Raw genomic sequence first — 13,350 nt, forward strand, 5'->3', positions numbered from 1 at the left:
GGCGCACTCCTTTCCTTCCGCCGCCTACCGGGTTAGCTGACGGGTTCGGAGCGGGAAGGTCTCCTACGCGTGTATACCGGCCGTTTCGTACCCGGCGGTAGCCTCGCGATTCACCCCAAGGTGGTGGTTCCCCGGTTCCCTTGCGGGATTCGGCGCGTGCGCACGGAGCCGTCTCGGGTGACGGCTGGGACGACCGCGCTGCGTTATCGAACGTTAATAGACCCGGCCATGAGATTCCAAGCCGTTCGGCTTGATCATTAAGCTTTCAGGGCCCGGACTTACCGGCCACGAACGGTCAAAAGCGGTCGAGTCGACGATGCGAGCCGCTCACCTCAGGAGTCACACAGGTTTTGATGGTGACTCAGTTGTGATGCGGAGGGCGGCCGCCCGGACACCGAAAGTGACGGCGTTCTGCGGATTCGCGGGGGGCATGACTCAGGGCCGGAATCCTCTGACAAGGATTCCGGCCCTGGGTTTCAGTAGCGGGGACAGGATTTGAACCTGCGACCTCTGGGTTATGAGCCCAGCGAGCTACCGAGCTGCTCCACCCCGCGTCGTTGACACCAGCATACGCCATCCGAAGGGTGGGAGTCACACGGGTTGAGTCGCGTGGGGTCCGGCGGGTTCTGCGGGTTCTGCGGCCGCGGGCAGGTGGGGGCCGCTCGCGCAGTTCCCCGCGCCCCTGAAGGGGCGCTGCGGCAGCGCGATCCCGAAGGCGCGCGGGGACCCGCGCGAGCAATCACTGCGCACCCGCAACCGCAACCGCGAAAGAACTCCAGCCCTCTCTCCGGTCGTCCCGTCCAGCCCACCTGCTCAGCCGAGAAGATGCCCGTTCGGTGCCTTCGCCTGTGCCTCGAACTCACCCAGGAGCAGCACTTCCACCCCGGCCTCCCGGAGCGCCCCCGTCCCGTCGGCCGCCGTCACGAACGTGTCCGGCTCACGCCACGCGGTCACCACCCGCCGCACCCCGGCCCGCAGGATCAGCTCGGCGCAGGGGTGCGGGCGGGAGGCGCGGTGGGTACAGGGTTCGAGGCTGGTGTAGACCGTGGCGGCGGGCAGGCGGGGGTCGGTCGGGAGGATCTTGGCCAGGGCCGCCTCCTCCGCGTGGACCACTGCGTCGCCGGCCTCCCTGGAGTGGCCGCGGGCCAGTTCCGTGCCGTCGGCCGCGACCACCACCGCGCCGACGCTGAACGCGGTCCGGGAGGGCGGGCAGTCGGCCGCCAGTGCGCAGGCGAGCCGCAGCCAGTGGCGGTCGGCGGCGGAGGGCGCCGCACCCGCGCCGGGCGCCGTGGGCTCGTACCGCATCAGGACGACGTCCTCGATACGGCGGCTCTCCAGGAGCCGCAGCCGCCCGGCCTGGTATCCGCCCGGCCCGAACAGCCGCGGCGCCTTCGGGTCGCCGACGAAGAGGGGGGCCAGGACCAGCTGGAGCTCGTCGGCCAGGCCCTGCTGGAGGAGCTGGGTGTGGACCGTGCCGCCGCCCTCGACCATCAGGCGCCGCACTCCCCGCACGTCGTGCAGGTGCTCCAGGAGGAGCCGCCAGTCGAGCTCCGGGCCCAGCGACACGACGTCCGCCGCCACCTGCGCCCGCCCCGCGCCCTCGTCCGTGGTGTAGACGGCCTTCGCGCCGCCGGTGTGCCAGAACCTGGCCTGCGGGTCGAGCTCGCCGGTCGCGGTGACCGTGACCTTGAGGGGGTACTCCGGCTTGCCCGCCGCGGCCCGGGCCGCGCGCCGCTCCGGATCGTTGACCAGGAGCCGCGGGTTGTCCGCGCGGATGGTGCCGGCGCCGATCAGGATCGCGTCGACGGACGCCCGCACCTCGTCGACGCGGTCGAAGTCGGCCGGCGAGGAGAGCAGCAGCCGGTCGGGGCCGGTGTCGTCGAGGTAGCCGTCGAGGGAGACGGCGGCGGAGAGCAGGACGTGGGGATACGGCATCGGACGCGTTCACTCCCGGGGGACGGGCAGCCTTGGTTAAAGTTTGAAACAAACCTACACTGGATGCATGACGACTCGCTGGCTCACTCCGAAGGAGCAGCGCGCGTGGCGCGCGTTCATGGCCGCGAAGATCCTCCTGGAGGACGCGATCGACCGGCAGCTCCAGCAGGACGCCGGCATGCCCCATCTGTACTACGGCATCCTCGCCAACCTCTCCGAGGAGCCGGGGCACAAGCTGCGCATGACCGATCTCGCCGAGAAGTCGAAGATCACCCGGAGCCGGCTGACGTACGCCGTGACACGGCTGGAGAAGGACGGGCTGATCCGGCGCGAGGACTGCGCGTGGGACAAGCGGAGCAGCTTCGCCATCCTCACCGACGAGGGCATGGCCGTACTGGAGCGCACGGCGCCGGGGCACGTGGAGACCGTACGGGCGGCGGTCTTCGACCAGCTCTCCGACGAGCAGGTGGAGCAGTTGGAGACGATCGGTTCCGCGATCGCGCGGGCGCTGGAGGGCGGCGAGACCCCCAGGCCCACGTCGGACGAGGTGCCCTGGCGGCGCCGGTCGTCCCCCTGTTCCGGTCCGTGAGCCGCCGCAGCACGGAAACTGTTGATTCAAATTTAAAACATGAGTAGGGTTCCCCGCGTGGATCTGCTTCAAATCTGAAGCAGACGCCGCGACGTCCCGTACCGGGACCGCCGTCCTGCACCCGGACACTGGAGAACCCGATGACCGACTTCCCCGCCGCCACCCAGCGCGCCCGTGTCCGGGTCCCGCTGCGCTTCCACGACGGCTACAGCGTCGACGCCGAGCTGGTCACCTTCCATGGCCTGACCGACGGCCAGGAGCACGTCGCCGTCGTCCTGGGCGAGCCCGCCCCCGGCGCCCTCCCGCTGGTGCGGCTGCACTCCGAGTGCCTGACCGGCGACGTCTTCGGCTCGGCCCGCTGCGACTGCGGGCCCCAGCTGCGCGAGGCGGTCGAGCGCATCGCCGGCCGCGGCGGCGTCCTGCTCTACCTGCGCCAGGAGGGCCGGGGCATCGGCCTCTACAACAAGCTCGACGCCTACGCCCTCCAGGACCAGGGCCTCGACACCTACGAGGCGAACGCCGCCCTCGGCCTGCCCGAGGACGCCCGCGACTACACCGCCGCCGCGCAGATGCTCGCCGCCCTCGGCATCACCGAGCTCGACCTGCTCTCCAACAACCCCGACAAGGCCGAACAGTTGCGCGGCCTCGGCGTCACCGTCCGCGACCGCGTCCCGACCGGTGTCTTCAGCACCGCTCACAACGTCCGTTACCTGCGCGCGAAGGTCCTGCACACCCAGCACACGCTGCCGCTGTCCGAGTTGACGGAGCTCAACGCGGGCTGAGCACCGCAGGGCACGGTGGGCCGGCACCGACGGACACACCGCCGGGGGAGCCTCGGGGAACGACCGGTGGCCGGTACAGGAGTTCGCCGCCGCCCCGCACGAGGGGGGCGGCGGCGTGCTGACCGGGGTCCTGCGAGGGGCCGGTCCCGGTCTCCGAACCCGCGAAACACCGCGAGCCCCGGTCCGGACGAGGTCCGGACCGGGGCTCTTCGGTAGGCCGTGTGGGACTCGAACCCACAACCAATGGATTAAAAGTCCACTGCTCTGCCAATTGAGCTAACGGCCCAGGCGATGTTGCCTCCCCGAGCATAGCCGGACGGAGGCGTCTCGCCGATCGGGTATCGGGGTCGTGGCCGCGTCGTGTGGCAGAAGTGGGACGAGAAAGGGGCGGGAGGGCGCGGGAAGGGCGCGGGAGGGCGCGGTCGGTCAGAGGTCGACGAGTTTGGCGGTGTCCTCGGAGCGTGCCGTCCGGTCCGGGTTGAGGAACCAGTGGCGGGCCGAGGCCTGCCACCAGATCGCGGCGAAGCCGAGGACCGCGAGGACGGCGACCGGGGCGTAGTTGAAGGACTCCCAGGTGACCGGGGAGACCTGCGGGAGCATGAAGAGGACCGTGATGATCACGACCCACGTCACCGAGACCACGCCGACGACCAGCGACCAGCGGCCCAGGTGCCAGGGGCCCCGCTCGAACGCGTCGCCCTTGCGCACCCGCAGCAGCGTCGGGATCACGTACGCCACGTACAGGCCGATCACCGCGATCGACGTCACGGCGGCGTAGGCCGTGTAATTGATCAGGTACGGGAGGCCGAGGGCGAGGGCGGCGAGGGCCGCCAGCCACACCGCCGCCACGGGGGTGCGGGTGCGGGGGCTGACCGTGTGCCAGACGCGGGAGAAAGGCAGCGCGCCGTCGCGGGAGAAGGCGTAGATCATGCGGCTGTTGGCGGTCACCGACGCCATCCCGCAGAAGAGCTGGGCACCGATCACGACGAGCAGGAGGAGCTTGCCGGTGGTGGCGCCGAGCGCGTCCAGGAGGATCTGAGCGGGGGGCGCGCCGGTCGGGGACGCCAGCTCCTTGCCGTACGACTGGATGGCGAAGGTGAAACCCAGGAGGAGGACGAAGCCGGCTATCCAGGACGTCCAGATCGAGCGGACGATGCCCTTCGGGCCCGCGGTCGACGCGTCGTGGGTCTCCTCGGTCATGTGCGCCGAGGCGTCGTACCCGGTGAAGGTGTACTGGGCCATCAGGAGGCCGAGGAGGACGACATACGGGCCGCTGCTCCAGCCCGTCTCGTTGACGAACCTGGTGAAGACGAAGGACGCCGACTGGTGGTGGTCGGGGACGAAGGTCAGCGCGCCGACGATCACCAGGACGCCGATCACGTGCCACCACACGCTGACGCTGTTCAGGATGGCGACGATGCGGACGCCGAAGGTGTTGAGGAGGCCGTGCAGCACGAGAATCCCCGCGAAGAGCAGGATCGTACGGCCGGGGGTGACGGTGAAGCCGAACTGGAGGTTCAGGTAGGCGCCCAGGAAGGACGCGGCCCCGAAGTCGATGCCCGCCGTCACCGCCACCTGGCCGAGCACGTTGAACCAGCCCGTGAACCACGCCCAGGCGGCCGCGCTGCGCGGCGGGGCCAGCCGGTGGGCCCAGAAGTAGAGGCCGGCAGAGGTGGGATAGGCGGAACAGATCTCGGCCATGGAGAGACCGACGAAGAGGGTCATCAGGCCTACGGCCACCCAGCCCCAGGTGATCACGGCCGGGCCGCCGGTGATCATGCCGAAGAGGTAGAGGGTGAGGCAGCCGGAGAGGACCGAGATGATCGTGAAGGAGACCGCGTAGTTCGAGAAGGCCGACATACGGCGGGCCAGGACCTGGGTGTAGCCGAGCTGTGCCAGCCGTTCCTCGTCGGAGAGGGCGCCCGAGGGCGACTTGGCTGTCGCGTCATCTGTCATGCCCCCAGCGATTCCCTCCCCGGGGGCGTGACATGCGTCACAGCATGGCCGAAAATAGTCTGGAACGGCCATGAAACAGGCGGCAGAAGCCCGAACACGAGCCTGAACAGGCCTCAGAAGAGCGCCTTGTAGCCCTGCCAGCCCGTCGCGATCTTCACGCGCGCCGCGAACGCCCCCTTCCCGGTGCCCGTCTGCCGGTACAGGTTGCCCGCGGTGTCCCGCATCACCAGGTCGTTCTTGCCGTCCCCGGTGATGTCGCCGACGCCCACGACCGCGTTGTACGAGGCGTTCCAGTGCGCGGCGACCTTCACGCGCTCCTTGACCTGGCCCGCGCCGGTGCCGTCGTAGCGCCACAACGTGCCGGCCTTGTCGACCGCCAGCACGTCCCCGAAGCCGTCGCCGTTCAGGTCACCGGCACCGACGATCTTCGTGTACGCCGACCAGGTACGGATCTTGACCCCGGCCTTGAGCTTGCCGGCGCCGTTGTCGGCGAACAGGTAGACGTCCCCGGTGGAGGCCTTGCGGGCCAGCAGGTCGGTACGGCCGTCGCCGGTGAGGTCGCCAGGGGCGGTGAGGACGTTGTACGCGTTCCAGCCGGTGCCGAGGGAGACGTGCTTGTCGGACGGCTTGTACGAGCCCCCGCACTTGCCGGTGTACCGGCGCAGCTCCCCGTTCGGCATCCGCACCAGCATCTCGGCGCACCGGTCGCCTGTCATGTCCCCGAAGGGCACGGCGGCCGTGCCCGCCGGCCAGCCGGAGGCCGCCCACTTGCCGCTGAGCCTGCCGTCACCGGTGGTGTAGTGCAGCGTGAGCCCGCCGGAGGAGCTGAGGGTGGCCAGGTCGCCGTAGCTGTACCCGCCCTGGTCGTGGAAGCCCTGCGTGCCGCCGGTGTAGCCGAACTTCCCGCTCGTCGTGTACGTGCCCGAGCCCTCGACGGCGGTGGCGGTCAGCGTCCAGGTCTTCGGACCGTTGAGCGGGTAGCCGCCCTTGTCGTTCGTCCCGTCCCAGCCGATGTTGACCGCCGTGCCGCTGCCCTTGATGGTGGCGTCGGCGTGCCCGTGCGTGTCCTTCACGGTGAAGGTCCAGTTCGCCGGCTTGCTGAGCTGCCAGACGCTGCCCCAGACGGTGTTGCCGGTGGCGCCTTCCCTGGCGTCCTCGTCCCAGTCGGCCACCTCCGACTCGATCCCCGCCAGGGGCTGCGTCGGCACCCCGCTCGGCACGATCCGGATCACGTCGTCCGGGCCGACGTACGCGATGTCGCCGCCGAACTTGTCCACGGACCAGGTCAGCCGCCGCTGGTCCGCGGTTTGTCCGGCGGGCAGGTCGGCGATCGCGCGCGCCGCGGCCGCGGTCCCGGCGTGGAAGTCCGTCAGCATGAGCTTGCCCGCGGTCCGGTCGTGCTGGACGAGGTAGCCGTCGCCGACGAGCGCCGGGCCGGAGGGCACCTTGGTGTTCTTCTTCGCCGTGCGGTCGTACACGCCCGCGGCCCCCGTCGGACCGCAGTTCCAGTAGATCCAGCGGCCGATGACCTGGAGCTCCTTGACCGTGCAGGGCGCGCCGGTGGAGACGGTCGCGACCGTCTTCTTCGTCTTCAGGTCGTATCCGGTGACGACGCCGCTGCCGGTGCCCGGCGTCCACAAGGTCGAACCCCACACGGAGGCGGCGGTGATGGACCGGGTCAGCCGGACGTTCTGGGTCTGGTACGCGGGCACCGCGTCGACGTACTGCTTGCCGGTGGAGGACGCCTGGTAGACGTAGAAGCGGCCGGTGGCGTCGACGAAACGGCCGCCGGTGACGACCGGATCGGGCCCGCCGTCCATCGAATCCTCGGTCAGGTAGATCTGGGCCGTCTGCTTGCCGGTGCCGTCGTCCATGAAGTCGCCGACGTAGGTGTTGCCGAAGGTACGCATCGGCACACAGCCCCGTGCGCCCTCGTCGCACGGCACCCGTTGGAGATGGCTGCCGACCGCGTCCGTGCCGGCGAATCCCCGGGTCGTCTTCTCCAGCACCGTGGAACCGTCGGCCGAGATCTGCCGGCCGATCACCCACTGGTCATAGTTCGGCGCGTTCTCCACGGTGGCCAGGAAGCCGCCCGCGTAGTCGATGCCGTAGACGCCGTTCGTCGTGATCGGCGTCGGGGTGGTGTCCGCGGCGGCGGTGCCCGCGGTGGTCAGCGAACCGGCGCCGAGGGCGGCCAGGCCGACGAGAGTGAGTGCGATCCGGGCATGCCGGCTCAAGGAACCCCCCAGGAAGTCAAAAAGTCAAAGGATGCTAACAACCGGCACACAGACATCAATAGTGAATTGACTGTGAACACAGGGCGGTTGGCGGGGTCCGGTCCGGCCGGGAACGGGGACGCGAAAGGGCCCGTACGAACAAGTCGTACGGGCCCTTCGTCAGCTCACTCGGTGTCAGCCGTTGCGCTTCCAGCGCGGCTTGTCGTCACGGCGGCCGAAGGAGCCGGAGGACGAGGAACCGGAGGACGAGGAACCGCGGTGGTCGTCACGACGGCCGTACGGACGCTCGTGGCCGCTGTGGCCGCCGCTGCGGAAGCCCGGGCGGTCGTCGCGGCGGTCGCGGTTGAAGGGGCGGTCGCTGCCACGGTGGCCGGACGGACGGTCGTCGCGGCGGAAGCCACCACGGTCGTCACGGCGCTCGAAGGAACGGCCGCCGCGGTCGTCACGGTCACGGTCGAACGGACGGCGCTCGTCGCGGCGCTCGAAGGGACGTCCGCCACGGTCGTCCCGGCGCTCGTCACGGCGGAAGCCACCGCGGTCGTCACGGCGGTCGTCACGGCGGTCGTCGCGACGGTCGCGGTTGAACGGACGGTCGGTGCGGTCGCGGTCACGGTCGAAGGAACGGCCGCCGCGGTCGTCACGGTCACGGTCGAAGGGGCGACGGTCGTCACGGCGCTCGAAACCGCGCTCGCGGTTTTCCCGGCGCTCGAAGGGACGGCCGCCACGGTCGTCACGACGCTCGAAGCCACGGTCGCGATCACGGTCGCGGTTGAACGGGCGATCGCCGCGGTCCCGGTCCCGGTCGAAGGAGCGCTTCTCGAAGCCGCGCTCCCTGCTGTCCCGGCGCTCGGTCTCCCGCGCCACCGGAGCCGCCGGCTCCGCCGCCACGGCGGTCTCCTCGACCACCGCGACCGCCGCGTCCACCTGGGCCTGGGCCTGCGCCTCGGCCACCGCCGTCTCCGGGTCCTCGCCGCGCTCGCGGGCGACCCGGGCGACCAGGCGGTCGGCCTCCTCGCGCAGTTCGGCGGCCCGGCGCTGCGCCCGCTCCAGCTGCTTGGTGAGCTGGGCGACGTCACGCTCGGCCTGCTGCGCCGCGTTGCCCGCGGACTCGGCCTGCACCTCGGTCATGGAACGGGCGCCGGTGATGTCCGCGACCTCGGGGTCGAAGGCCGTTCCGGAGTTGATGATGTGACGGCCGGCGTCGACGCCCGCGTCCTCCATCAGCCGGAAGATCTGGCGCCGCTGGTGCGGCAGGGAGAGGGAGACGACCGTGCCGGTGCGGCCCGCGCGAGCGGTACGGCCGGCCCGGTGCAGGTAGTCCTTGTGGTCGCCGGCCGGGTCGACGTTCAGCACCAGGTCGATGCCGTCGACGTGGATGCCGCGGGCGGCGACGTCGGTGGCGACCAGGACGTTGACGTACCCGTCCTTGAAGTCGGCCAGGGTCCGGGTGCGGGCGCCCTGGGTCATGCCGCCGTGCAGCGCGTCGGCCTTCACCCCGGCGTCGCGCAGCTGCTCGGCGACGCGGTCGGCGCCCAGCTGGGTGCGGACGAAGATGATCGTGCGGCCCTTGCGGGAGGCGATCGCGGCGGTGACCGGCGCCTTGTCCTTGGGCTTCACGATGAGGATGTGGTGCGACATGGTCGTGACCGCGCCCTGGGCCGCGTCCACCTCGTGGGAGACGGGGTTGTTCAGGTAGCGCTCGACGAGGGTCTGGACCTCGTTCTCCATCGTGGCGGAGAAGAGCATGCGCTGGCCGCCGGCCGGGACCTGGTCGAGCAGCTCGGTGACCTCGGGCAGGAAGCCCAGGTCGGACATCTGGTCGGCCTCGTCGAGAACGGCGATCTGCACGTCCTCGAGGGAGCAGGCGCCGCGGTTGATGACGTCGCGCAGGCGGCCCGGGGTGGCGACGAGGATGTCGACGCCGCGCTCCAGGGCGTAGATCTGGTTGCCCATGGACGTACCGCCGCAGACGACCTTCATCTTCAGGCCGAGGACGTCGCCGTAGGGCTGGAGCGCGTCGGCGACCTGCATCGCCAGCTCGCGGGTGGGGGTGAGGATGACGGCACGCGGCCGCTTCTTCTCGGTGTGACCGCCGGCCAGGGTGGCCAGGGTGGGCAGACCGAAGGAGAGGGTCTTGCCGGAGCCGGTGCGGCCCCGGCCGAGGATGTCCTTGCCGAGCAGGGCGTCCGGGATGGTCGCGACCTGGATCGGGAAGGGGGTCGTCACGCCGTTCTGCGCGAGCTTGCGCACGACGCCCTCGGGGAGGCCGAGGTCGGCGAAGGTGGTCTGGGGGGTGGTGTCGGTGGTGTCAGCGGTCTCTTCGGAGACCTGGGTCACCAGTTCGTCGTCCTGGATGTTCTCGGGCACGACGATCTGATCATTACTGGACACGGACATGCGAATGCGAAACCTTCCGGAGTCTCTTCGGCACGCGCCCGTCAACTCCGTGATTCGCTCACGACCGCCTCAATGCGGTCCGCCACGGCAAGGGAGAGTACGCGCCACACGGCGCGCTCTGCGGTGGCGCCGGGCAAATGGGATCAAACGATCTACCACCATACGCACCCAACACCCCGGAAGGCAAACCGAGAGCCAGCGACGCAGCTCACAGCAGGTTTGCCCCAGCCCCAACGACACTCACGCCAATCCGCCGCCACACAGCTCGCACAGACCGGACGCGCAGCCCTACAGTCCCCCCAACACCCGAGCCCGCCATCTTCTTCCACCCCCGAAAACACCTTCTCCCCCACCCGGGACTCACCCACGCCCCGCGCACACCCGCCGCCGCCCCGGCGGCACCGCCACCCGGCCTCGGTCCGCCCACCCGAAACTCGCCCCACCCGGAACCCGACCCACCGCCACGCGTCGCCCAGCGGCACCCGCCGGCGCCCGCCGCCACCGGGTGGCTCCGCCGCCCGAGGTTCGCCCGTCACCCGGGCTTCGCGCGCCGCCTGGGGCTCGCTCGTGGTCCGAGAAGCCTTCCCGTCGTCGCGGCGCTCAGCCCCCGCGGTGTCTCCCGGCGGTGCCCGGACGGCCGCGCGCTCCCTACGCCGGCCCCGCCTGCGGGGCCGGTTCCCGTTGGACCAGCTGGGTGCCCGTGCCCTCGTGGGCCGACGAGGACGGCTCGGCCGACGGCGGGTCGGTCGCCGGGGGCGGCGGGGTGGGCGAAGACGGCGGCGGGGTGGGCGAGTCCGGCGGCGGCGCGGGGCTCGTCGGGGCCCCGGTCGGCCCGGCCGGCGCCCCCGGCGCCGCGCTCTTGCCCGGCTTCGCCGGCCCGCCCGGGGCCGCGCTCGCCCCCTTCGTCGGTTCCGCGGACGCCGACGCCGACTCGCCCGGCTTCGCCTTCCCCCCGTGCCCGCGCTTCCCGTCCGCCACCGCGCCGCCGTACCCCGCGCCCCCGCCGGACACCCCGGAGCCGCCGCCGGCCCCATCACCGTCCCGGTGCCCCGCCGAGTGCGACGGCTTGGCCTTCCCCGCGTCGTCACCCACGTTCACACAGCCGGCGGCGGCCGCGACCGCCATCACCGTGACGGCCAGACGGACGGGTACGTTCAAGGGGCGCACGGCGGCCACCTCCGGGGGCGGAGAAAGAAGTCAACCTGCCCAACTCCCGCCGCCCACAAGAGGACACGCCCCCAGCTGTCGCGGGGGCACGGGTGTATGGCTCACCATGGGGTGTGCGATTCGACTCCGTTCCCATGCCGGCGAGCGTCGGGGCCAGGCCTCGTGACGGCCGCGGCTACCCGGTCCCCGCGATCACCCCGTGGGAGGACGACACCCCCCAGTTCGCGCTCACCGACTACGAACGCAGCGCGGCGTGCGCCCGGAACAGGCTCTGTTCCGTCTGCAACACCCTGATGCCCAAGGGCCCGGTGTGGCGGGTGGTAGGCGCCGCGGAGAGTTCCGCGATCCGTGACGCGCTGAGCGCCGGGCGGCCGTACCGGAACCTGGCACCGACCCTGGAGGCTCCCGGGCACCGCGCCTGCATGCTCTACGCCTCGATGGTCTGCCCGTATCTGGCCCGCCCCAACGCCAGGCGGGGCACAAGCGCGGAAACCCCGGACGACATGACCGCGCATGTCGTCCGGGGTGCTGTGCGGGGAAAGCTGGGTGCAGTGGTGGGATTCGCCGACTACGAGTTCGCCGTCACCAGCTCCCAGGTCCTGTTCCGTTTTCTGGACGTGGTCGAGTTCCTGCCGCACGACACGGCCGACGAGCACCTGGCGGAGCTGCGGGCCGAACTCGCCCGCTCCGACGGCCGGCCGGGCGGCGGGCAGCGAGGGTAGGCCGTCACCCGCGGTAGGCGGGCAGCCCCTTGTGCGCGGAGACCTTCACCGGGCTGCCGAACCCATGGGCGGTCCTGGTGACCGTGTAGGTGCCGTTCGGGGTCCGGAAGGCGATGGTCTTGCCGTTGGGCGACCAGGTGGGCTCGGTGTAGTCGGTGGTGGCGTGCGGGGTGATGTCCTTGACGGCGTTGGTGCCGGCGGTCAGGTCGTCGACGAAGAGGTGGTCGTGGCCGCCGACCGAGCGGACGAAGACGACCTCCTCCTCGTCCGGGGCGAGCGCGGGCTCCGATCCCTTGGCCAGCGCACCGCCCTGCTGACGCAGGTAGTCGTCCCGGATGTAGACCTCGCCGGTGTGGGTGTTCTCGTAGACGGCCGTGCCGTAGGCCCCGCCGGCGTTCGGCCAGGCGTTGTTCGTCTGCGGGAGCGCGCCCGACTCCGGGTCGTCGCTGTACAGGCTGATCTTGGCCGGCTTGCCGTGGTCGCTGGTGGCCTTGACGCGCTCCAGCACGGTGCTGCCGTGGATCTTGGCGGCGAAGATGATGTTGTTCTTCGCGGGGATGCCGTTCGCCCGGTCGGCCGCGGCGACCTGCCAGGTCGGGTGGGACCAGGTCTGGTTGCCCGGGTTGGCGGCGACGGTGACGCGGTGGCTGCCGTCGGGGTTCGAGACGACGAGGTTGCCGTGACCGTCCACGAAGGCGGCCTTGCTGCCGCTCGGGTTCCAGGCCAGGTCGCGGACGACGGTACCGAAGTCGATCGACTTGCCGCCGACGAGAACGTGACGGGTGCCGTCGCTGATGGTCAGCCCCCGGGGCACGCTCACCGCCGCGGTGGCGGGAGCGGCCGTCGCGGTGACGGACACGCCGGCCACGGCCAGCAGCGCGGCGACACCGGTGACTGCGGCTGCTGCGGTACGACGACGGTAACGTGCGGACATCGGGTTCCCCCCAGGATGAAATACGCGACAAGAGAAGTGGTCGGTACTGAACCGCACTGACCCGAGTGGTCGGTGCTCAGTGGTCAGTGGTCATCGCGGGAGTCGACTGCCGTCCCCGGAGCCGCCCCGGCCCGGTCCTTTCGGCCCGTGCCGCCCTCTCGCGATGACTGAAGTCTTCCTTCGAGGGGTGACGGGGCTGTGCGTGCGCTGTCACAGGTGTGCAATAGGGCACACGGCCGCGTTCGTCCCCGACAATGGCCCTGTGCTGGAGATGACACGCGACAGGTTCGAAGAGCTGGTGAGTGAGGCCCTGGACCGGATCCCGCCGGAGCTGACGCGGGTCATGGACAACGTGGCCGTGTTCGTGGAGGACGAGCCGTCGGCCGACGACCCGGAGCTGCTCGGGCTGTACGAGGGGACACCGCTCACCGAGCGCGGGGAGTGGTACGCCGGGGTCCTTCCCGACCGCATCACCGTCTACATGGGGCCGATCCTGCGTTACTGCGAGACGCCGGACGACGTGGTCCACGAGGTCGCTGTGACCGTCGTCCACGAGGTCGCCCACCACTTCGGCATCGGGGACGCCCGGCTCCACGAACTGGGCTGGGGCTGACCCCTGCCCGCCCCGGCT

10 protein-coding genes, 2 tRNA genes and 1 riboswitch are annotated in these 13,350 nt (G+C 71.0%); of the genes, 4 read left to right on the top strand and 8 right to left on the bottom strand.

The genetic code is table 11. From position 1 onward, the window contains the following. Positions 1-6 precede the first annotated feature (6 nt). Positions 7-165, bottom strand: a riboswitch (cyclic di-AMP (ydaO/yuaA leader). Positions 166-480: 315 nt separating this feature from the next. Further along, a tRNA-Met gene (locus tag LQ326_RS21235) sits at positions 481-554 on the bottom strand. A gap of 259 nt (positions 555-813) precedes the next feature. After that, positions 814-1,935 carry a dihydrofolate reductase family protein gene (locus LQ326_RS21240; RefSeq protein WP_234538864.1) on the bottom strand — a complete coding sequence of 374 codons (1,122 nt, stop codon included), beginning with the start codon at positions 1,933-1,935 and terminating at the stop codon, positions 814-816. Positions 1,936-2,002: 67 nt separating this feature from the next. Between LQ326_RS21240 and LQ326_RS21245 the strand changes: the two genes are divergently transcribed. Further along, positions 2,003-2,524: a MarR family winged helix-turn-helix transcriptional regulator gene (locus tag LQ326_RS21245; protein WP_234538865.1), complete on the top strand. Its 522-nt coding sequence runs from the start codon at positions 2,003-2,005 to the stop codon at positions 2,522-2,524. A gap of 140 nt (positions 2,525-2,664) precedes the next feature. Beyond that, complete coding sequence (locus LQ326_RS21250) at positions 2,665-3,306, top strand: GTP cyclohydrolase II (RefSeq protein ID WP_234538867.1); 642 nt, start codon at positions 2,665-2,667, stop codon at positions 3,304-3,306. A 213-nt stretch (positions 3,307-3,519) separates the two neighbouring features. Here the strand turns inward: LQ326_RS21250 and LQ326_RS21255 are convergent. From LQ326_RS21255 to LQ326_RS21275, 5 genes are all read right to left on the bottom strand, one after another. After that, positions 3,520-3,592 (bottom strand) — tRNA-Lys (locus LQ326_RS21255). A 140-nt stretch (positions 3,593-3,732) separates the two neighbouring features. Next, a complete protein-coding gene (locus LQ326_RS21260; RefSeq protein WP_234538869.1) occupies positions 3,733-5,262 on the bottom strand; it encodes an amino acid permease in 1,530 nt (509 codons plus the stop codon). Positions 5,263-5,375: 113 nt separating this feature from the next. Continuing rightward, positions 5,376-7,499 (bottom strand): FG-GAP repeat domain-containing protein, encoded by a 2,124-nt coding sequence (locus tag LQ326_RS21265; protein WP_234538870.1) that lies wholly within the window; start codon positions 7,497-7,499, stop codon positions 5,376-5,378. 174 nt (positions 7,500-7,673) lie between these two features. Next, positions 7,674-9,896: a DEAD/DEAH box helicase gene (locus LQ326_RS21270; protein WP_234538871.1), complete on the bottom strand. Its 2,223-nt coding sequence runs from the start codon at positions 9,894-9,896 to the stop codon at positions 7,674-7,676. A gap of 648 nt (positions 9,897-10,544) precedes the next feature. Then, complete coding sequence (locus tag LQ326_RS21275) at positions 10,545-11,063, bottom strand: hypothetical protein (protein ID WP_234538872.1); 519 nt, start codon at positions 11,061-11,063, stop codon at positions 10,545-10,547. Between the two features lie 134 nt (positions 11,064-11,197). On the opposite strand from LQ326_RS21275, the gene LQ326_RS21280 reads away from it, so the two are divergent. Further along, on the top strand, positions 11,198-11,785 hold the full coding sequence (locus tag LQ326_RS21280) for a hypothetical protein (RefSeq protein WP_234538873.1): 588 nt from the start codon (positions 11,198-11,200) through the stop codon (positions 11,783-11,785). Between the two features lie 4 nt (positions 11,786-11,789). Here LQ326_RS21280 and LQ326_RS21285 read toward each other — a convergent pair whose 3' ends face one another. Next, on the bottom strand, positions 11,790-12,719 hold the full coding sequence (locus LQ326_RS21285; RefSeq protein WP_234538874.1) for a TolB family protein: 930 nt from the start codon (positions 12,717-12,719) through the stop codon (positions 11,790-11,792). A gap of 262 nt (positions 12,720-12,981) precedes the next feature. Between LQ326_RS21285 and LQ326_RS21290 the strand changes: the two genes are divergently transcribed. Continuing rightward, the gene (locus LQ326_RS21290; protein ID WP_181805810.1) at positions 12,982-13,332 is read left to right on the top strand and encodes a metallopeptidase family protein; all 351 of its coding nucleotides are present in this window, start codon (positions 12,982-12,984) and stop codon (positions 13,330-13,332) included. The last annotated feature ends 18 nt before the right edge of the window (positions 13,333-13,350 follow it).

It is taken from the genome of Streptomyces shenzhenensis (genome assembly GCF_021462265.1).
Classification (GTDB): Bacteria; Actinomycetota; Actinomycetes; order Streptomycetales; family Streptomycetaceae; genus Streptomyces; species Streptomyces shenzhenensis.

What these genes read in the sequence shown, in the direction of transcription:
- LQ326_RS21270 (WP_234538871.1), bottom strand. Translation starts at nt 9,896, where the DNA reads ATGTCCGTGTCCAGTAATGATCAGATCGTCGTGCCCGAGAACATCCAG.
- LQ326_RS21245 (WP_234538865.1), top strand. Translation starts at nt 2,003, where the DNA reads ATGACGACTCGCTGGCTCACTCCGAAGGAGCAGCGCGCGTGGCGCGCG.
- LQ326_RS21280 (WP_234538873.1), top strand. Translation starts at nt 11,198, where the DNA reads ATGCCGGCGAGCGTCGGGGCCAGGCCTCGTGACGGCCGCGGCTACCCG.
- LQ326_RS21250 (WP_234538867.1), top strand. Translation starts at nt 2,665, where the DNA reads ATGACCGACTTCCCCGCCGCCACCCAGCGCGCCCGTGTCCGGGTCCCG.
- LQ326_RS21240 (WP_234538864.1), bottom strand. Translation starts at nt 1,935, where the DNA reads ATGCCGTATCCCCACGTCCTGCTCTCCGCCGCCGTCTCCCTCGACGGC.
- LQ326_RS21285 (WP_234538874.1), bottom strand. Translation starts at nt 12,719, where the DNA reads ATGTCCGCACGTTACCGTCGTCGTACCGCAGCAGCCGCAGTCACCGGT.
- LQ326_RS21260 (WP_234538869.1), bottom strand. Translation starts at nt 5,262, where the DNA reads ATGACAGATGACGCGACAGCCAAGTCGCCCTCGGGCGCCCTCTCCGAC.